At 60.3% G+C, this 19686-nt stretch carries 19 protein-coding genes; 15 read left to right on the forward strand and 4 right to left on the reverse strand.

Going from position 1 to position 19686, the window contains the following annotated elements:
- Position 1: 1 nt before the first annotated feature.
- The 12 genes from G505_RS0103375 (at position 2) to G505_RS0103430 (ending at position 12476) form a co-directional block, all read left to right on the forward strand.
- Positions 2–1555: an HAL/PAL/TAL family ammonia-lyase gene (locus G505_RS0103375; protein ID WP_028108298.1), complete on the forward strand. Its 1554-nt coding sequence runs from the start codon at positions 2–4 to the stop codon at positions 1553–1555.
- Positions 1555–1977: an acyl-CoA thioesterase gene (locus tag G505_RS0103380; RefSeq protein WP_028108299.1), complete on the forward strand. Its 423-nt coding sequence runs from the start codon at positions 1555–1557 to the stop codon at positions 1975–1977. Before G505_RS0103375 ends, G505_RS0103380 begins: the two co-directional genes overlap by 1 nt.
- Positions 1962–2528 carry a LolA family protein gene (locus G505_RS0103385; RefSeq protein WP_157509005.1) on the forward strand — a complete coding sequence of 189 codons (567 nt, stop codon included), beginning with the start codon at positions 1962–1964 and terminating at the stop codon, positions 2526–2528. The genes G505_RS0103380 and G505_RS0103385 overlap by 16 nt, the downstream gene beginning before the upstream one ends.
- Positions 2515–4827, forward strand: coding sequence for an MMPL family transporter (locus tag G505_RS0103390; RefSeq protein WP_157509006.1), 2313 nt, complete (start codon positions 2515–2517; stop codon positions 4825–4827). The genes G505_RS0103385 and G505_RS0103390 overlap by 14 nt, the downstream gene beginning before the upstream one ends.
- Before the next feature lie 2 nt (positions 4828–4829).
- Positions 4830–6047, forward strand: coding sequence for an NAD(P)/FAD-dependent oxidoreductase (locus tag G505_RS0103395; RefSeq protein ID WP_035385020.1), 1218 nt, complete (start codon positions 4830–4832; stop codon positions 6045–6047).
- Positions 6038–6601, forward strand: a complete 564-nt coding sequence (locus tag G505_RS0103400) for a DUF3261 domain-containing protein (protein WP_028108303.1) — start codon at positions 6038–6040, stop codon at positions 6599–6601. Before G505_RS0103395 ends, G505_RS0103400 begins: the two co-directional genes overlap by 10 nt.
- A complete protein-coding gene (locus G505_RS0103405) occupies positions 6598–7779 on the forward strand; it encodes a beta-ketoacyl-ACP synthase (protein WP_028108304.1) in 1182 nt (393 codons plus the stop codon). Before G505_RS0103400 ends, G505_RS0103405 begins: the two co-directional genes overlap by 4 nt.
- Before the next feature lie 2 nt (positions 7780–7781).
- Positions 7782–8234: a hotdog family protein gene (locus G505_RS0103410; RefSeq protein WP_028108305.1), complete on the forward strand. Its 453-nt coding sequence runs from the start codon at positions 7782–7784 to the stop codon at positions 8232–8234.
- Positions 8231–8956: a 3-oxoacyl-ACP reductase FabG gene (gene fabG, locus G505_RS0103415; RefSeq protein ID WP_028108306.1), complete on the forward strand. Its 726-nt coding sequence runs from the start codon at positions 8231–8233 to the stop codon at positions 8954–8956. Before G505_RS0103410 ends, fabG begins: the two co-directional genes overlap by 4 nt.
- Positions 8953–10173: a beta-ketoacyl-ACP synthase gene (locus G505_RS0103420; RefSeq protein WP_028108307.1), complete on the forward strand. Its 1221-nt coding sequence runs from the start codon at positions 8953–8955 to the stop codon at positions 10171–10173. The genes fabG and G505_RS0103420 overlap by 4 nt, the downstream gene beginning before the upstream one ends.
- A gap of 53 nt (positions 10174–10226) precedes the next feature.
- Entirely contained in the window at positions 10227–11576 is a 1350-nt protein-coding gene (locus G505_RS0103425) for a lipid biosynthesis B12-binding/radical SAM protein (RefSeq protein WP_028108308.1), read from the forward strand.
- Positions 11577–11732: 156 nt separating this feature from the next.
- A complete protein-coding gene (locus tag G505_RS0103430) occupies positions 11733–12476 on the forward strand; it encodes a hypothetical protein (RefSeq protein WP_051215855.1) in 744 nt (247 codons plus the stop codon).
- Positions 12477–12529: 53 nt separating this feature from the next.
- Here the strand turns inward: G505_RS0103430 and G505_RS0103435 are convergent, their stop codons facing one another.
- The 3 genes from G505_RS0103435 to G505_RS0103450 all read right to left on the reverse strand — a co-directional run bounded on the left by G505_RS0103435 (position 12530) and on the right by G505_RS0103450 (position 16556).
- Positions 12530–13174 (reverse strand): nitroreductase family protein, encoded by a 645-nt coding sequence (locus G505_RS0103435; RefSeq protein WP_028108310.1) that lies wholly within the window; start codon positions 13172–13174, stop codon positions 12530–12532.
- A 175-nt stretch (positions 13175–13349) separates the two neighbouring features.
- Positions 13350–15497: a M3 family metallopeptidase gene (locus tag G505_RS0103445; protein ID WP_028108311.1), complete on the reverse strand. Its 2148-nt coding sequence runs from the start codon at positions 15495–15497 to the stop codon at positions 13350–13352.
- 180 nt (positions 15498–15677) lie between these two features.
- The gene (locus tag G505_RS0103450; protein WP_028108312.1) at positions 15678–16556 is read right to left on the reverse strand and encodes a LysR family transcriptional regulator; all 879 of its coding nucleotides are present in this window, start codon (positions 16554–16556) and stop codon (positions 15678–15680) included.
- Positions 16557–16660: 104 nt separating this feature from the next.
- On the opposite strand from G505_RS0103450, the gene G505_RS0103455 reads away from it, so the two are divergent.
- From G505_RS0103455 to G505_RS0103465, 3 genes are all read left to right on the forward strand, one after another.
- Positions 16661–16960, forward strand: coding sequence for a putative quinol monooxygenase (locus G505_RS0103455; RefSeq protein ID WP_028108313.1), 300 nt, complete (start codon positions 16661–16663; stop codon positions 16958–16960).
- Between the two features lie 3 nt (positions 16961–16963).
- Positions 16964–17959: a Gfo/Idh/MocA family protein gene (locus G505_RS0103460; RefSeq protein ID WP_028108314.1), complete on the forward strand. Its 996-nt coding sequence runs from the start codon at positions 16964–16966 to the stop codon at positions 17957–17959.
- A 170-nt stretch (positions 17960–18129) separates the two neighbouring features.
- Positions 18130–19299 (forward strand): AAA family ATPase, encoded by a 1170-nt coding sequence (locus tag G505_RS0103465; RefSeq protein WP_028108315.1) that lies wholly within the window; start codon positions 18130–18132, stop codon positions 19297–19299.
- 25 nt (positions 19300–19324) lie between these two features.
- Here the strand turns inward: G505_RS0103465 and G505_RS0103470 are convergent, their stop codons facing one another.
- Complete coding sequence (locus G505_RS0103470; RefSeq protein WP_028108316.1) at positions 19325–19681, reverse strand: cupredoxin domain-containing protein; 357 nt, start codon at positions 19679–19681, stop codon at positions 19325–19327.
- Positions 19682–19686: the final 5 nt, after the last annotated feature.

The raw sequence follows: 19686 nt of genomic DNA on the forward strand, positions 1-19686 counted from the left end.
CATGGAACAGCAGACGACCTCCGCCCTCCAGAGCGGGATCATCACCCTGGGCGAGAGCGCTCTGACCATAGAGCAGGTGAACGCCATTGCCGATGGCGCCAAGGTGCGCCTGAGTGATAGTGAACAGGTGCTAGGACGGCTGCAGCGCAGCGCCGACCTGTTGGATACCCTGCTCAGGCAGGACGGTGAGATCTACGGTGTGACCACCGGCTACGGCGATTCCTGCACCGTGTCCATCCCGGATCACCTGGTGGAGGAGTTGCCCCTGCACCTGACCCGCTTCCACGGGTGTGGCCTGGGGCGCCATCTGGATCTGCGTCAAGGCAGGGCGGTACTGGCGGCGCGTTTGGCGTCTCTGGTGATCGGCCGCTCCGGCGTCAGTGTGGCTCTGCTGCAACGCATGGTTGACCTGCTCAACCATGACATCATCCCCCGCATCCCAGAGGAGGGCTCGGTGGGCGCCAGCGGCGATCTGACTCCGCTCTCCTACATCGGCGCCGTGCTGGTGGGGGAGCGAGAGGTCTATTATCACGGCGAGGTGCGTGATACCCAGGATGTCTATGCCGAGTTGGGCTGGCAGCCGCTGGTGCTTCGCCCCAAAGAGGGCCTGGCGCTGATGAACGGCACCGCAGTGATGACCGCCCTGGCCTGTGATGCCTTCGCCCGGGCCGAATACCTGAGCCGCCTGTGCGCCAGGATGACCGCCCTCTGCTCCATTGCCCTCAAGGGCAACCCCTACCATTTCGATCCGCTGCTGTTTCAGGCCAAGCCTCACCCCGGCCAGGCAGAGGTGGCTCACTGGATCTATCAGGATCTCGGTGGCAACGATGGCAACCCCAATCCCCCAAGACTGCAGGACAGATACTCTCTGCGCTGTGCCCCTCATGTGGTGGGGGTGCTGGCGGACGTCCTGCCGTTTTTGCGGCAGACCATCGAAACCGAGCTCAACAGTGCCAACGACAACCCCATCATCGATGGCGAAGCGGGCCGAATTCTCCATGGTGGCCATTTCTACGGCGGCCACATCGCCTTTGCCATGGACAGCCTGAAGAATGCGGTGGCCAACCTGGCGGATCTGATGGACCGGCAGCTGGCTCATCTGGTGGACACCAAATTCAATAACGGATTGCCCCGCAACCTGTCCGCCTCGACGGGCGAGCGCGCCGCCATCAACCACGGTTTCAAGGCGGTGCAGATCGGGGCGTCCGCCTGGACCGCGGAAGCGCTGAAGCAGACGATGCCTGCGTCGGTGTTCAGCCGCTCCACCGAGTGCCACAACCAGGACAAGGTCAGTATGGGCACCATCTCCGCTCGGGATGCCCTGAGAGTGCTGACGCTCACCGAACAGGTTGCTTCGGCCCTGCTTCTGGCCAGCTACCAGGCGGTGTGCCTGCGTCGCCGCCTAGAGGGTGAGCAGCCGCTGACCTCAGGAATCACCGCCCTGATGTCGCAGTTGGCTCAGGAGTTTGACCTGGTGATTGAGGATCGCCCCCTGGAGCACAGCCTGCGTCAGACGGCCACTCAGATTCAGCAGCAGTACTGGCAGGTGCCCTGATGAGTGCGCTGCCTTCTGCGATGGTCCGGGTGGAGGTGCCGTTTCACGACTGCGATCCCATGGGAATCACATGGCACGGCAATTATTTGCGCTATTTCGAGTTGGCTCGATGTGCGCTGCTGGATTCATTCCAATATAACTATCGGCAGATGGAGGCGTCCGGTTACCGCTGGCCCATCATCGACCTCAAGGTGCGCTATCCCCAGCCGTCGACCTTTGAGCAGAAGCTGGAGGTCCATGCGGAGCTGGTGGAGTGGGAGCAGCGGCTGAAGATTCGCTACAAGGTGCTGGACGCGGAAACCGGCCGCCGCCTGGTCAAGGGAGAGACGGTGCAGGTGGCGGTACACAACGACACCGGTGAGATGTGCCTGGTCTCGCCGCCGGTATTACGAGAGAGGTTGTCCCCATGGCTCGATGGTTGATCCCCTTGCTGTTGGCGCTGGCCGGCGGAGCGCAGGCGCTGGAACTGAGTGCCCTGCAGTCGCTGCTGGACAATAACCAGCCTGTGCGAGGCCAATTTACCCAGTCCAAGACCCTGGCGTTTCTGTCCAGGCCCATGGTCAGCGAAGGGGAGTATCTGATGGCCCCCGGGATGGGACTCATCTGGGATCAGGTCACCCCCTGGCCCCAGGAGATGATCCTCAGCCAGGGTAAGTTAACCATGGACGGAGAGTCTGTGGAGATGCAGGCGGGGCCCTTTGCACCTGTGATTGCCGCGTTGATGCAGGGACAGTTGGATACCCTCAGGGAGCACTTCACCCTGACAGGGGAGGGCAGTTTAGAGAGCTGGCGCCTTCAGCTGGTGCCCAAGGCGGAGCCCATGACGAGGCTGTTCAGCACCATAGAGATCCGCGGTGAACAGCGGCAGATCCTCGGGCTCACTCTGACCGACACCGCCGCACAGCCCACAGAAATAGGTTTCAGCGACATTCGTTTCGGTGAACTGAAGGAGGATGAACGTGCTCGCTTCTGAGCGCCGCCACGTCTCTGCCGGCCAGGGCTGGGTGCTCTGGCTGGGTTTGTTGCTGCTGCTTTTCTCGGCGGCGGCTGTTCGACTGGAGTTCCGGCTTCCCCGCCTGGATACGGAGATCACCGCACTCTTGCCGAGCGCCGACGACTCCAGCCCCGCGACCGTGGTGCTGGAGCGGTTGGCCGAGTCCGGAGCCAATACCCTGTTCCTGATGATGGAAGGCCCACAAACCGGTCAGACACGCCAGGCCCTGGCGTCACTGGTGCCAGAGCTGGAGCGAGCCGGGCTCACCCTGGTGGCCCCCGGCAGTGAGCAGCATCTTGCCCTGGGAACGGCGCTGTTTCCCTACCGCTTTGGCTTGCTCACCGATGAGGCTCGGGCCAGGCTGAAGCAGGACAATCCCCAGTTGTGGATCAGGCCGCTGCTGCGTGCTCTGGCGACCCCGGGGACGACGCCGGCCGCAGGGCTTATCAGTCAGGACCCCCTGCTGTTGTTTCCTGAGTTTCTCTCCTCTCTGGCCGGCGACCAGGGCAACTGGCACCCCGGCAACCTGGCGCTGGAGCGCCGGCTGGGCCAACAGCAGGTACTGCTGAGCCAGTGGCGTGTCGGCACCAGTGCCTTCGATATGGGGCTGCAGCAGCGGGTGTTCGACCAGTTGTCCCGGTTCGAGGAGGCGCATCCTCAGATCAGCCTCAGCCGAGCTGGGGTGCTGTTCCATGCCGCCGAGGCGGCCCGATCCGCTCGCCAGGAGATGACTCTGCTGGGCAGCGCGTCATTGCTGATGGTGATTCTGCTCTCCTGGCTGGCGTTTCGGCGACTGATGCCCCTGGGCTGGCTATTGCTGGTGGTGGGGTCAAGCATGACGGTGGGAGTGGCCGCCTGCCTGTTGCTGCTGGGTGAGCTGCATGCCATCACCCTGGTGTTCGGTACCACCCTGGTCGGAGTGGCGGTGGATTATACCCTGCACCTGAGTTGTCATGGCGCAGGCAACAGTCGACGGGCCGCGGCCCTGTTGCGTCGGCCTATGGCCCTGGCGCTGATCAGCTCCTGTCTGGCCTACCTGGTGATGTTGCTGCTGCCCTTTCCTGGCCTCAAGCAGATGGCGGTGTTTTCCGTTGCCGGACTGTGCTGGGCCTTTGTCACGGTTCAGTGGATGCCCGCCATGGGTTTTCATTCGCCAGGCGTGGCGCCAGGTTTGGCCCCGGCAGCGCGCACCCTGGCACTGACCGCACGTCGTCTGACCGGCTCAACCCTGTTTTGGGCGCCGTTTTTGGCGCTGGTCTTGGCGGGGCTCAGTCGTTTGGGGGTGGATGACGATATTCGTCACCTGCAGCACAGTGCCCCTGAGTTGCTGACACAACAGGAGCGGTTGCAATCTCTGTTGCCTCAGCCTGATCAGAGTCGCATGTTGTTGGTGGAAGCGGCTACGGCGGAAGAGGTTTTGCAGGCTGAAGAGGCGTTGCGTGTCGGGCTGGACGGCTTAGTGGCGTCCGGTGCCCTCAAGGGCTATCGCCGGGCGTCTGACTCCCTGCCTTCTCTGGCGCAGCAGCGGAGTGACCGTCAGCTTCTGGCCCGCCGTTATCAGAGCCCCGAACTGGAGTCCATGATGCTGGAGATGGGGTTTGCCCCGGGTTTGTTGTCCAGTCTGTCTCAGACGATTCAGCAGGCCCCTTTACTCACTCCGGAACTTTGGCTGTCACAGGCCGCGTTGGCGCCCTTGCAGATGCAGTGGCTGGGTCAAGGGGAGCATGGGTGGAGGACGGTGATCCTGCTCGAGGGAGTGGCCGACATCGACTCTCTGCGCGCCATCGCGGCTGGCAGTGGAGTAAGGTATCTGGACAGGGTGGAGGACCTCAGTCAGTTTATGGCGCATTATCGGCAGGCCTTGTCGGTGGTCATGGGGCTCATCCTGCTGGCGGCGTTGTTGCTGGTGAGTCGCAGCTATGGTCTGAAATCCGCCATTCGAATACTGGCGCCCCCGACACTCTCTGCCCTGATGGTGCTGGCTCTGTGGGGCCTGCTGGGCACTCCCCTTAACCTTTTCCATATGCTGGGGCTGTTGCTGATGTTTGGTATCGCCCTGGATCAATCCCTGTTTCTGGCAACCTCCGGTCCCACTGAGTTGGGCCGGTGTGCCCTGGCCATCGGTCTGAGTGTGGTGTCCACAGTCGTCGCCTTCGGCATGCTGGGCCTGTCTCAGACGCCCGCCCTGGCGGCCTTTGGCCAAAGCCTCAGCCTCGGATTAATGACGGCACTGGTGCTGTCCACCATGGCCCTGACAAATGATGAGAAGGACAGATAAAGATGCACACGGAGAAGCGCACTGTGGTGGTGATTGGTGCCGGCCCCTCTGGCGCACTGGTCAGCGCCTTGATGAAGAAGCAAGGGCGGGATGTGGTCGTATTGGAGCGGGATCGGTTTCCCCGATTCTCCATTGGAGAAAGCCTGCTGCCTCAATGCATGGCCTTCATGGAGCAGGCTGGCTTGCTGAATGCCGTAGAGCAGGGGGGCTACCAGCATAAGAACGGCGCCGCATTTGCCTGGGGTCAGCGGTACACCGAGTTCGATTTTCGCGAGAAGTTTTCTCCGGGACCGGGGACCACCTATCAGGTGCCCAGAGCCGATTTTGATAAACGCCTTGCCGACGCCGCCGAAGCCCAGGGAGTGGAGATTCGTTATGGCCATACCCTGGTGGGTGTGACTCTGCAGCAGAAGGGGGCCCAGCTCTGTGTGGAGGCCGATGGACAGAGCTATCGCATTGAGTGCGATTTTGTTCTAGATGCCAGCGGCTTTGGCCGGGTGCTGCCAAAGCTTCTCAAGCTCGAGCGACCCTCAGACTTTCCGTCGCGGCGGGCCATCTTCACCCACATCCAGGATAACGCCGAAGGCCGGTTCGATCGCAACAAGATCCTGATTACCGTCCACCCTGAGCATCAGGACCTGTGGTTCTGGCTGATCCCCTTCTCAGATGGCCGTGCTTCTCTCGGCGTGGTGGGAGAGGAGCACTTCTTCAAGGAGGGGGTGCCCTGGGAGGAGCAGCTCAAGGCCTGGGTGGCCGCGACGCCCAGCCTGGCGTCTGTATTGACCGACAGCCAATTCGATCGTCCTGTCCAGAGCCTCAAGGGCTACTCTGCCGATGTTACCACTCTGGCAGACCCGCGTTTTGCCCTGCTGGGCAATGCGGGTGAGTTCCTGGATCCCGTGTTCTCGTCCGGAGTGACCATCGCCATGAAGTCGGCGGTGCTGGCCGCACAAGTGCTGGGGGAGCAGCTGGAGGGCAACACCGTGGATTGGCAGCAGCAGTATGCCAGGCCGCTCCAGCAGGGGGTCAACACCTTCAAGACCTATGTCAAAGCCTGGTACCGAGGCGATTTTCAGACGCTGATGTTCCATCCCAATCCAAACAGTGACATACGTGATATGGTCAGTGCCATTCTTGCAGGTTACGCCTGGGACGAGGCCAACCCTCTGGTTCGCGAAAGTGACCGCCGCCTGGCGGCCCTGGTGGCGTTATGTCAGTGAAGGGGCTTTTGACGCTGTTGCTGGCCCTGTTATTAAATGGCTGTGCTGTGCTGAAGGGGGAGACCTGCCCCTATCTGGCCCCCGGAGTCGGCTATTGTCTGTTGTCCCCTGCCGGGACGCTGAGCCAGAGGCAGATAGAGAAGATCGTCATCGAGGTGCCGGGCACACCCAAAATGACGCTTCAGGGGGTGCGTGAAAGCACGCCGGGAAGCATGGTGCTTGCGGCGACCGGGGCAGCCGGCCAGATCAGCTTATCCCTGAAATGGGACGGTCGGCATCTGGAGTCCCGCAACCATGGTTTGCCGGACACCCTGGATCCGGCCTGGTTGTTGGCCATGGTTCAGCTGAGCGAATACCCTCTTGCCGGCGTGGAAGCGGCATTGAGTGGCGCGGGGTTGACGGAGACCACCACAGGGGATCTGAGGCAGAGGCAGCTGTGGCAGGACAGCGAGCGGCTGATGACACTGAGCCATTCAAACAACTACACCCGGGTCGAGCATCATAATTATGGACTGACCATGACCATCAATACCTTGAGTCGGGAGGCTCTGTGACCAGCTATCGATTGAGCCCTCCGGCACTGTTTTCCTCGCTTGGACAGGATATTCAGACATTGGTGGACCGGGTGCTCGGCAGCCGCCAGCCCATTATGACCCCCTCGGACAGCTTCGGTGGTGAGCGAAATTACGTGGTGGGTCAGGCTCCGAATCTGGACCGGCCTCTGCCGCAACACCTGAACCACTGGGATTGTCGCAACAACCGCATGTTGGCGGTCTGCTGTGATCGGGTTGCGGCGCAGGTCGAGGCGCTGAAGACTCAGCATGGCGGCGAACGCATTGCCGTGGTTCTGGGGACCTCCACCTCCGGCATTGAGGAGTATGAACTGACCCTCGCCGAAGAACAGGCCGGCGAGCCGGTGCGTGACTATCACTACCGTAAGCAGGAGATGGGCACCGCCGCCCTGTTTGTGGCGGAACGGTTTGAGCTTGAAGGCTGTGCCTACACCGTATCCACCGCCTGCTCTTCTGCGGCAAAGGCGATGGCCTCTGCCGCAAGGCTGCTCGACTGTGGCCTGGCCGATGCGGTTATCTGTGGCGGCAGCGACAGCCTGTGCAAACTGACCGTCAATGGATTTGATGCCCTGGAGTCCTATTCCGACAACCAGTGTTCACCGTTAACCCGGGAGCGCGATGGCATCAACATCGGAGAAGCTGCGGTGCTCTTCGTGATGACCCGTGAACCCGGCGGCATTCGTCTGGTGGGGGCCGGGGAGAGCAGTGATGCGCATCATGTGTCAGCGCCGCACCCGCAGGGCCGGGGTGCCGAGGCGGCCATGAGGCAGGCTCTGCAATCAGCCTCTCTGGAGCCTGAGCACCTGGATTACATCAACCTGCATGGCACCGGCACGCCACTGAACGACAAGATGGAGTGTGCCGCTATTGAGCGTCTGTGTGGCGACCGGGTTCCGGTGAGCAGCACCAAAACCCTGACCGGACATACCCTGGGTGTCGCGGGTGCGCTGGAGGCCGCCCTGTGCTGGGGGCTGCTCAGCGACTGCAACCCCGAACGGAAACTGCCGCCTCAGTTGCTGTTTGGAGAGAAAGACCCTGAGCTGGCAGAGGTTCGCCTGGCCAGCGAGCTCGACAGGCTGCCTGCAGGTGGACGCATTTTAAGTAACTCTTTTGCCTTTGGTGGCAGCAACATAGCCCTTATATTGGAGCGCGAAAGCTAATCATGACCCATCCTCTTTCTCAATACCTGCCCCATGATGAGCCGATGATTCTCATTGATGAGCTGGTATCCCTTGAGGCCGAGAGCCTGAGCTGTAAGGTGACTCTGAGTGAAGACTCTCCCTTCTATGACCCTGACTCCGGGCGGGTGCCCGAATGGGTGGGCATGGAGTATATGGCTCAGACCGTGGCCACTCTCGCTGGCGTGGAAGCACGGGGCAGAGGGGAGGAGGTACGCATTGGCTTTCTGCTGGGAACCCGAAAATACCAGGTTCACGAACGCGCTTTTGCTCTCAATACGCCCTACACCATCCGGGTAGAGCGTCTTTATCAGGATGAAGACGGCATGGCCAACTTCCAATGTGACATTTTCCGGGGGCAGGCCCCGGTAGCCAGTGCCAGGATCAATGTCTTTCAGCCCAACAACGTCAACGAATACCTAGGATTTCCCTCATGACACGACGCATTTTAGTTACCGGTGCCAGCCGGGGAATCGGACGTGCCATTGCTTTGAAGCTGGCCGGTCCTGATGTCGAACTGGTGCTGCACTATCACAGCAACAGCGCCGCGGCCGAATCGGTGGCCCAAGAGGTGGAAGCCCTGGGCAGCCGGGCCAGCCTGGTTCGTTTCGACCTGGCCGACGGCGACGCTTGTCGCACCGCCCTGGAGCAGGATATTGAGGCCCGTGGTGCCTACTATGGGGTCGTGTGCAACGCAGGGATCAGTGACGATGCTGCTTTCCCCGCCATGTCAGAGGAGAGCTGGGACAGGGTGCTGCGCACCAACCTCGATGGCTTCTATCATGTGGTGCACCCGGTAGTGATGCCCATGGTCCAGGGGCGCAAAGGCGGCCGCATCATCACTCTCTCTTCCCTCTCAGGAGTGGCCGGAAATCGCGGCCAGGTCAACTACAGCGCCGCCAAGGCCGGAATCATCGGTGCCACCAAGGCCCTGGCTCTGGAGTTGGCCAAGAGAAAGATCACCGTTAACTGTGTGGCGCCCGGACTCATTGACACCGACATGACCGACGGTCTGGATGAGAAGATGCTCAAGGATCAGATCCCGGCTCGCCGTTTCGGAAAGCCGGAAGAGGTGGCTGCTACTGTGGCCTTTCTCATGAGTGATGACGCCGCGTACATCACCCGTCAGGTGATTTCGGTGAACGGAGGCATGTTGTGAAGCGAGTCGTGGTCACCGGTATGGCCGGTATCTCCCCCATAGGTCAGGACTGGTCGAGCGTTCAGGCGCGCATGGCCAAAGGGGATAATGCCGTGGTGCGTATGGAGGCGTGGGACAGTGCCGAGCAGATGCATACCCGCCTGGCTTGCCCTGTAACCGATTTTGAAAAGCCCGCCCACTACAAGCGTAAGGCGGTGCGTTCCATGGGACGGGTGTCGCTGATGGCCACGGTTGCCACCGAGCGGGCCCTCGACGATGCCGGCCTGTTGGGAGATCCCGTTATCCAGAGTGGTGCCATGGGGGTCGCCTATGGCTCCTCGACGGGGTCTACCGATCCCATCAAGGCGTTTGGCCGTCTGCTTGATGACGGCGACATGACCGGGGTGACGGCCACCAGTTATATCCAGATGATGGCCCACACCACCGCAGTCAATGTGGGGGTGTTCTTTGGCCTGAAAGGGCGGGTTCATACCACCTCCAGTGCCTGTACGTCGGGAAGCCAGGCCATAGGCTATGCCTTCGAGGCGATCCGCAGCGGCCGCCAGACGATGATGGTGGCCGGCGGTGCCGAAGAGCTGTGTATCTCTGAAGCGGCGGTATTCGACACCCTGTTTGCCACCAGCACCCGTAATGATCAGCCGCAGCAGACGCCTCGTCCATTTGACCGAGACAGGGATGGCCTGGTGATTGGTGAAGGTGCCTGCACCCTGATACTGGAGGAGCGGGAGCACGCCCTGGCCCGTGGCGCCACCATCTACGCCGAAGTGCTTGGTTTTGGCACCAACAGCGATGGCTTGCATGTGACCCAACCCAATCAGGAAACCATGGCGGTGGCCATGCAGCAGGCCCTGGATGACGCCGATCTGAGCGCTGACGACATCGGTTATGTGTGTGCTCACGGCACCGCCACCGACAGGGGCGATGTGGCCGAGAGCAACGCCACCGCGGCGGTGCTGGGCCGCAAGCCCATCAGTTCTTTGAAAAGCTATGTTGGCCATACCCTGGGGGCCTGTGGTGCCCTGGAAGCCTGGTGGAGCATCGAGATGATGCGACAGGGTTGGTTTGCGCCCACCATTAACCTGGATCAGGTCGATGAGCTGTGCGGTGATCTGGACTACATCACCGGGTCGGGCCGCAAGATGGTGATAGACAAAGTGATGAGCAATAACTTTGCGTTTGGCGGCATCAACACCTCGTTGATCTTCGCTCGTCCATAATGCCCAACGCCCCGGATTCACGGGGCGCCTCTACTGTTTTTAGGGATTTTGCTGTGCCCCACCTGACCCTGGTCTCCGCCAATCGTTTTACTACCCCCTATCCCGTCTATCCCCTGGGATTGAGTTATTTGAAGAGCTATCTCAACCGGGAGTGGCCCGATCTCAGAGTGTCCCTGGTGGACATGAATATGATGGGAGGCAAGGAGCTTACCCAGAGAATTCAGGGGTTGGCGCCGGATTACGTTGCCGTGTCTCTGCGCAACATTGACGATGTGGACCAAATCCATAAACGCAGCTTTGTCGAGGGCTATGGGGAGGTGATCCGGGCTGTTCGTAAGGGCACACAGGCGCCGGTTATCCTTGGTGGTGCTGGCTACTCTCTGTTTCCGGAGCGGCTGTTGACCGAACTCGAGGGCGATTTTGGCCTGGTGGGGGAGGGGGAGCAGTCCCTGATCGATCTGATTCGGGCCCTGGAGGGAGGGGGAGAGCTGACTCAGGTGGATGGCTTGGTACGTCGGGACGGCGTCGATTGTCAGTTGCAGCCCAGGTGCGGCTATATCGACAACCCCACCCTGACCTTTGATCCTGAGCTGGTGGCTCACTACTGGCAGCGAAGCGGCATGCTCAATATCCAGACCAAGCGTGGCTGCCCCCATAAATGTGTCTATTGCAGTTATCCGCTGATTGACGGCACCCGGGTGCGCAACCTGCCGGTGGAGCAGATTGTCACCACCTTGAGGGAGGCCTGGGACAGTCACGGCATCGATTATGTGTTTTTCACCGATTCGGTGTTTAACCTCAATCCGGACTTCAACGAGTCGCTATCTCGTGCCCTCATCAAAGAGGGGCTGCCTACCAAGTGGGGCGCCTATTTCGCTCCCCACAGGTTAAGCGCCTCTCAGCTCGCGCTCTATCAGCAGGCGGGGCTGACCCACCTGGAGTTTGGTACCGAAGCCCTGTCGGACATCACCCTGGAAAGTTACGGCAAGCCGTTTCGGGTCAAGCATGTGCAGCGCACCGCCGAACTGGCCGCCGATCTCGGGATTCATCAGGCTCACTTTATGATCATGGGGGGCTGGGGTGAGACCACCCAGAGCATCGAGGAGACGCTGGTTAATGCAGATACCCTGGCGGATACCGTATTCTTTCCCTATTTCGGCATGAGGGTGTATCCCAACACCCTGTTGGCCAAGACGATGATCCAGCAGGGGCTGTTGTCAGCCGAAGACGATCTGCTGGCGCCTCGCTATTATCAGAGCCCTGATCTGGATCTGGAAGGGTTCAGGAGCAGGCTGAAAGCTGCGAGACAACGCTGGGTACTGCCCGATGAGGATCTCAGTGGCAATATTGAGATGCTGAGAAAGCTGGGTAAGCGAGGACCTCTTTGGGAGTACATCCTCTAGAGGGGAAGACGGGCGTCACTCGACCCCAGAACGACGGCCAATCAATTTACTAAAACCATTGATTTTAAAAACGTTATCGAATTAAATCGGTGTCAGGCTTTGTTTAGGGTGGCCTAGGCTGCTCTGTTTTTGAGATGACGACTATTGGAGAGAGCCGTGCAGCTATTAAAAAAGTACCTGAGTGTTGCCTTGATGCTGTTCTGCAGCAGCAGTTGGGCTGAAGAGTTTGATCTTAACTATTACCAGCAGATTTTCGAGCATGGCTCCAGGGTGGAGCAAACTGCCGCAGCGTCAACCCTGGAATGGTCTGGCCTGAGTGACGAGGCCCTGTTCGACGTGGTCGCCGCCAACCTGGAGCAGGCCGCTCCCGAGGCCAAGAGCAAGGCAAGCATTGATCATGTGGCCTGGTTGCTGAAGGCACTGGCGTTTTCCGGCAACGAGAAATATCGGGCAGAGATTCAGAAGTACACCCAGAGCGGTTTCCACAAGAAGGTACGCAAGTACGCCAAGAAGTCGTTGGGCTACCTGGATCAGCATAAGCTATGGAACCCCATCATCAACGATGCTGATGGATTCAAACAGGGTGAGTCTCTGCAAGACAACCGTCTGGCCAACATGATCCGCAGTGATGTGCTGGAGCTAAACCGCATTGGCGCCAAGCGGGTGCATTATGAGCATAACTATACCCCATACCTGCTGGAAACCCTGGCAGCGGAGCTCAAAGCCAAGGCGCCCACCATGGCGGATGACAAGTTGACCGTGGATGCCTATGCCTGGATGGCCAAAGCGGTGGCAGGCTCGGGTGAGCCTCAATATCGCCCATTGATCGAGCAGCTGTCCAAAGAGGCGGGTGCGTCAAAGATGCGAAAGTATGCCAGGAAGTATCTGAACTACTTTTGATATATAGATTCAAGAAAAGGGGCGCCGAGCGCCCCTTTTTTATGCAGACGTGATTACTTCACTTCGGTCACGAAGCGTTCGCGGGGAATGCGCACCTTGGCCGCTTTATCCAGGGTGTTGAAGTCCTCGTTGGAGCGCACGCCCACCAGAGCGGTGACCACTGAGGTCAGCCCCTTCTCTTCCAGGCCCATCAGTTTGTCCAGCTCCTCGGGCAGGAAGCCCTCCACCGGACAGGCGTCCAGCTCCAGCAGACCGCAGGAGAGCAGGAACTGACCGAACAGCAGATACACCTGCTTCTTCAGCCACTCCTGGCGATCAGCCGGATCCATCCCCTCTACGTAGTTGGTCATCAGGGCGACGCGGTCCGGGTTGACGTCGGTGCCGCGCACCTCGGCCACCAGTTGCTCCAGCTCCATCACCTCACCGGCACCAAACTCGGTCTTGGCGCAGAACACGAACAGGTGGGAGGCGTCGCGGAACTTGGGCTGATTGTAATCCCAGGCGGCCTTGGCCAGGCGTGCCTTTTCGTCGGGGTTGGAGATAACAAACAGGTGCCAGGGCTGACTGTTGATGGAGGAGGGCGCCAAACGCAGGGTGTCGATCAGCGCCTGGATCTTGGTTTCCTCGGCGCCTTGGCTGGCGTCAAACACCTTGGTGGAGTAGCGCTGTTCCAGCACCTGTTGCAGTGTGTTTATCATGGTTTTGCTTCCTGTTCAGACCAGAGTGTCAGTGTGACCAGAGCCTGAGAAAATTCAAGGAGGCAGATCATGTTGCGGGCTGCTGACCCTCTGTTGTCATCAGTGCAGGCAGCTGAGTTTCTGGCAGAAAAAAAGCCGGCCCAGGGGCCGGCTTATGCAATCTCTACCCAGTGACTTAGAGGGAGATACCACGGCGCTCCAACAGGGCGGTGGTGTCAGGCTTGCTGCCCTTGAAGTCCAGGTAGGTCTTCATCAGGTCCTGGCTGTTGCCGCGGGACAGGACGGTGTCGCGGAAACGCTGACCCATTTCGCGGGTCAGACCGCCGTTGTCACGCATGTGAGCGAAGGCATCGGCGGCCAGGATCTCAGACCACATGTAGGCGTAGTAACCGGCGGAGTAACCACCTGCAAAGATGTGGGCGAAGTAAGTGGACTTGTAGCGTGGCGGAATCGCTTCCACATCAACGCCGTGCTTGGCCAGGGCGGCCTTCTCGAAGGCTTCCACGTCGGTGATCTTGGCGGCTTCCTCGGCGCTCAGGGCGTGCCACTCCATGTCCACCAGGGCGGCGGACAGGTACTCCAGGGTGTCGAAGCCCTGGTTGAACTTACTGGCAGCCAGAACCTTGTCCAACAACTCCTTAGGAATTGGGGCACCGGTGTTGTACTGCTTGGCGTAGTTGGCGATCACCTGAGGGTCGGCGGCCCAGTCTTCCTGGAAGGTGGAGGGGAACTCCACGAAGTCACGGGAGACGTTGGTACCGGCCAGGCTTGGGTAGTAAACATCGGAAAACAGGCCGTGCACGCCGTGGCCGAACTCATGGAACATGGTGGTCACTTCATCCCAGCTCACCAGCTGAGGCTCGCCTGCGGGGGCCTTGGGGATGTTCATCACGTTGATGATGGTCGGCTGGGTGCCCTTCATGTTGGACTGGCTGACGAAGGTGTTCATCCAGGCACCGCCACGCTTGCCTTCACGGGCAAAGTAGTCGGCGTAGAACAGACCCATGGAGCTGCCGTCCTTGTCGAAGATCTCATACACCTTCACATCCGGGTGGTACACCGGGATGTCGGTGCGCGGCTTCAGGGTGATGCCGAACAGGCGGTTCATGGTATAGAACACACCATCTTCCAGAACCCGGTTGAACTCGAAGTATTGAGACACCTCGGCAGAGTTGAGGTTGTACTCTTTCTGACGCACTTTCTCGGCGTAGTACAGCCAGTCCCAGGGTTTTACTTCGAAGTTGGCCTGGTCCTTGGACGCCATGGCCTTAATGGCTTTGGCTTCGTTGGCGGCGTTGGTGGCGACCTTAGGTGCCATGGAACCCAGCAGGTCCAGCACCGCTTCGGGAGTCTTGGCCATACTGGTCTGCAACTGGTACTCGGCCCAGCTGTCGTAACCGAACAGGGCCGCTTTTTCGGCACGCAGCTTCACCAGCTCCAGCAGCACAGGGCGGTTGTCGTACTCACCGCTGGTGGCGCGGTAGGCAGAGGCACGCCACAGCTTTTCACGCAGGTCGCGGTTGGTCAGGCTGGAGAGGGCGGACTGACGGGTGGTGTTGGTCAGGGTCAGCAGGTAGCCCTCTTTGCCCGCGTTGTCGGCGGCCAGTTTGGCGGCGTTGATCTCGCCTTTGGACAGGCCATCCAGCTGTTTGACGTCGGTGACCAGCAGGGCGCCGCCCTGACTGGCCGCCAAAATGTTGTCACCGAACTGGGTAGTCAGGGTGGACAGTCGCTTGTTCAGCTCGCGGACCTTGGTCTTGTCTGCATCGCTCAGGTTAGCACCGGCCAGCACGAAGTTCTGGTAGTAGTTCTCCACCAGACGCAGGCCTTCAGGATCCAGGCCCAGCTCGTTACGCTGGTCGTAGACGGACTTTACGCGCTTGAACAGCGTGTCGTTCAGATAGATGTTGTCGTTGTGCTCGGAGAATTGGGGGCCCATCTCGGCGGCCAGTGCCTGACGGGCGTCGTTGCTGGTGGAGCCCACCAGGTTGTAGAACACGCTGGCGGAACGGCTCAGCAGCTCACCGGTTTTCTCCATCGCCACCACGGTGTTCTCAAAAGTGGGGGCGTCCGGGTTGTTGGCGATCGCGCCCACTTCGGCCAACTGGGCGACCATGCCCGCTTCCATGGCGGGCTTGAAGTGGCTGTCGTCAATCTTGGTGAAATCCGGGGCGCGGTAGAGCAGGGTGCTCTCGTTCTTCAGAGGGTTGCTGTCGGCCAGCTGGGCCACCTGGGCGGTGTCGGTCACGGTGTTGGTATCCACTGAAGTGCAGGCAGCAAGCGACAGCATCACCGCTGACGCAAGCAGAGTTTTACGAAGCATCATATCTTCCTTCTTGAATGGCTTGTCGCGTTCGCCCCAAGGACGGGAGCGCCTTTGGCTGCGGGCGTTCTAGTTATGTTCTCTGTGTTAGCAGACAGAGTCTGGCGATACCTTATCGTAAAGGGGGGGTGAACGAAAATCCCCGGATGCCGGGATCTGTAATCAAGTGTTACAGTTCGCTCAGCTTTTCGGCGAAAGCGCGCTTGTCAGATAGTCGATCAGCACACGAACCCGTTTGGGAGGTTCGTTTTCGCGGTAGAGCAGGTGGATGGGCGCCGGTCTGGGTGACTGTGTTTCCAACAGTTGCACCAGATTCCCTCGGGCCAGCTCCTCCTCGACCAGTAACCTCGGTTGAAACACCACGCCGGCTCCGGCTTTTGCGGCGGCCAGCAGCGCATCGCCGCTGTTGGCCACCAGTCTTGCCTGCCCCTTATCAAAGGCGGTGGGCGCGCCCCACTGGCTGGCGCGACGCCGGCCGAAGTCGAAGCCCAGACAGGCGTGATCTTCGAGGCTGGCCAGCGAATCAGGGGTACCGTGTCGCGCCAGGTAGTCCGGGCTGGCGCAATAGATCAGCTCATAGCTGCCCAGAGGGCGGGCGATGAGAGAGGAGTCCGCCAACGCGCCGATGCGCACCACCAGATCCGTGGGGTGATGGAAGGGGTCCACCAGGCTGTTCTCCAGGGTCAGTTCCACATTGATCTTGGGGTGATCTTCCAGAAAGCCCGCCAACAGAGGAGCCAGCACCCGGCTGCCGTAGGTGACCGGGGAGTTGAGTTTCACCGTGCCCTCTGGGGCTTGGCTGCGCTGCTGCAGGGTCTGCTCTGCAGTATGCAGCTCTCGAAGCAGCCGCTGGCACTCGGTGTAATAGAGTTGGCCGGATTCTGTGAGGGATTGGCGGCGGGTAGTGCGGTTGATCAGCCTGACCTGAAGGTGCTGTTCCAGTGAGCGTATGTGTTTACCCACCATGGTGGCAGTAATGGCATGGGTACTGGCGGCAGCGGCGAAGCTGCCCTGTTCGGCGGCGGTGACAAACACCTGCATGCTCTTCAGTCGATCCATGATTAGAAACTTTTGGTTTGCAATAAAGTGAACAAATGGTGGTTTATCCATTTGGGAGAGTCAACTACAGTGGCGCTTTGATATCACTATCCAGGAAAGGTCGTATGGATCAGGGGCTGTTTATCACCGCCGAACTCAGGGTTAAACCCGATGTCTCTCTGGAGCTGGCCAAATTGGCCATCTTCCGCTTCTGCCGGGACATGGAGTCGGAGCCGGGCTGCTCCTTGGCCCTGCCGCTTCAGGACAGAGAGGATCCCCGCAAATTCATTCTGTGGGAGCGTTATGACGATGAAGCGGCCCACCAGGCCCACTTCGATGCCGAGCATACCCAGAGGTTCATCCAACAAGGTCTGACCGAGCTGGTGCAGGCATTCCAGTCTGAGCTGTTGATTCCGGAGTTGTAATCGATGAGTACACCACTTCGCTGGGGCATCCTGGGCACCAGTTTTATCTCCGGGGTGATGGCCGATGCCATCACTGCAGAGGGGCAGACCCGGATTCAGGCGGTGGCCGGCCGTCATTCTGAGCGGCTGGATCAGTTCGCCGACCAGTACGGCATTGAGCAGCGTTACCAGGACTACGATGCGTTGATCGCCAACCCTGAGATCGACATCGTCTATATCGCCCTGCCCAATCATCTGCACCATGAGTATGTGGTCAAAGCCGCCAAGGCCGGTAAGGCAATCCTGTGCGAGAAATCCCTGTCTGTGGATATGGCCGGCACCGAGGCTGCGCTGAGCGCCGTGGCGGACGCCGGCGTCTTCTTTGCTGAGGGGCTGATGTACCTGAATCATCCGGTTATCGCCAGGGCGGTTGAGCTGGTAAACAAGGGCTGCTTGGGCGAGATCAAGGCGATTCATGCCAGCTACAGCGCCGCCATCAGCCAGTTTGTTAATCCGGGCAGCAAGGGTACCCTCTACAATCTGGGGTGCTATCCGGCCTCCCTGGTCCAGCTGATGCTGCAACAAACCGGATTGGGGAATCCCTTCGAGGGGGCTCAGATTCAGGCCCTGGGGCGCCGTGGAGACGATGGCAACATCTGTGAATCCGCCGCCAGTCTGCGACTGCGCAACGGTGTGGCCGTTCAGCTGCACAGCGCCGAGGACTACGGTCTCCACTGGCAGTTCACCCTGGTGGGCAGCGACGCCAGCATGAGGATGATCAGCAACCCATGGTTGCCTGGCGCAACCAACACCCTGCAATTGATGCCCCATGAACAGCCCCCCGAAACCATAGAGGTGGCGGGAGAGGGAGATGCCTTCCTCTACCAGGTGCAGGCGGTGCGCCAGGCTTTGGAGGCGGGGCAGTCCCGGTTGGCTCGGCCGGCGGCGACGCCGGAGGACTCTCGGGAGATCATGGCGCTGCTCACTCGCTGGGAGGCGGCGACGGTCACGCCGAGCTAATGCTGCACCGACCCGCCATTGGCGGGTCTTTTGTTGTCCGGAGCGGGTCCGGGAGCATGCCGCCAGGCTGGTGGTTAAGTTGGCCGGCCGGTCAGGGTAAACAGTGATGTTGCCAGGGCGACGGCGGTGCTAAGGTAATAGCATTCCGTTTTGCTTCCTCTTCCGCGACTATGCTGACCGCCTTTGCCATTGAAAACTATCGTTCCATTCGCAGCCTGCGCATTCCCCTCGGACCGTTGACGCTGATCACCGGAGGCAATGGCTGTGGCAAGTCCAACCTGTATCGTGCCCTGAGGCTGTTGGCGGAAACCGCGCAGGGAGGTGTGGTCAGCGCGTTGGCCCGCGAGGGGGGATTGCTCTCCACCATGTGGGCCGGCCCCGATGAGATCACCGGCGGTATGCGCCGCGGCGAGGTGGCGATTCAGGGGACGGGACGCAACCGTCATTCCAGATTGAGGCTGGGGTTTACCGGAGAGCCGTTCAGTTACGCCATCAGCCTGGGGATGCCCGAGCCTGTTCCGCGCAGCGTCTTCAACCTGGACCCTGAAGTCAAACGGGAGTCCATCTGGAGCAGCCATCGCTGGCGCCCGGCGTCTGAACTGGTCAGCCGTCAGGGGCCCCTGGTGAAGACCCGCGACGGGGGCGGCTTTCGGGTGGTCAGTCAGCACCTGCCTGCGTACGACAGCATGTTTGACCAGGTGGCGGATATTCAGGCCACGCCGGAGTTGTTTGCCATGAGGGAGGCGATCCGCCGCTGGCGATTCTACGATCATTTTCGCACTGATCCGGGGGCGCCCGCCCGCCAGGCACAGATCGGCAGTCGTACGCCGGTACTGCATCATGATGGCAGAGACCTGGCCGCGGCCCTGCAGACCATCCGTGAAGTGGGTGATGCCGACGGGTTGGATGAGGCTATCCACAGGGCGTTTCCTGGCTCGAGACTGAATGTCGACATCAGCCCAGATAACCGATTTACCCTGAGTTTGTTGCAGCCGGGAATGCTGCGCCCGCTGACGGCGGCTGAGCTCTCCGATGGCACCCTGCGTTACCTGCTGTTGTCCGCGGCCCTGCTCACCCCCAGGCCCCCCAACCTGATGGTGCTGAACGAGCCGGAAACCAGTCTGCACCCGGATCTGTTGCCTGCCCTGGGACAATTGATCATCAACGCTTCGGCTCACAGCCAGGTGTGGGTGATCTCCCACGCTCCCAGGCTGATTGCTGCCCTGGAAAAGAGTTCAGACTGTCACTCCATCGAGCTGCACAAGCCCCATGGAGAGACCGACATTCTCGGGCAGTCGAGACTGGATGCCCCCCCCTGGAGTTGGCCGGCAGGGCTGTAGGGGCGAACCAGGGCTTTCGGCGGCGTCAGTCGATGATCAGCTTGCCGCGGTACATCTGCATCTGGCAGTGGAAGGCGTATTCCCCTTTGTCCAAGGCGGGAAGTTGAATCTCGGTGTGGTGGCCGATGGGGAGGGTGACACTCAGTCCAAGTTCAGGAAACTGAACCAGCTCTGCGCAGGGGGAGGTGTCCTGACGCAGAAAACGCAAGGTCAGGGTTTGCCCCACCGAGGCATGCACCCGTGCCGGTTGGTAGACCCCGTTGGCCACCACAATGGCGATGGGGCGGTCGTTTCTCGCTTGCGCCTGAGCCGGCGTATCGAGCCAGAACCACCAAACGATGAGGCCGATGATCATCAGGGCTGCCAGGTTGAACCACAACATCTCGC

Origin of the sequence: Ferrimonas futtsuensis DSM 18154 (assembly GCF_000422645.1) — a bacterium.
GTDB lineage: Bacteria > Pseudomonadota > Gammaproteobacteria > Enterobacterales > Shewanellaceae > Ferrimonas > Ferrimonas futtsuensis.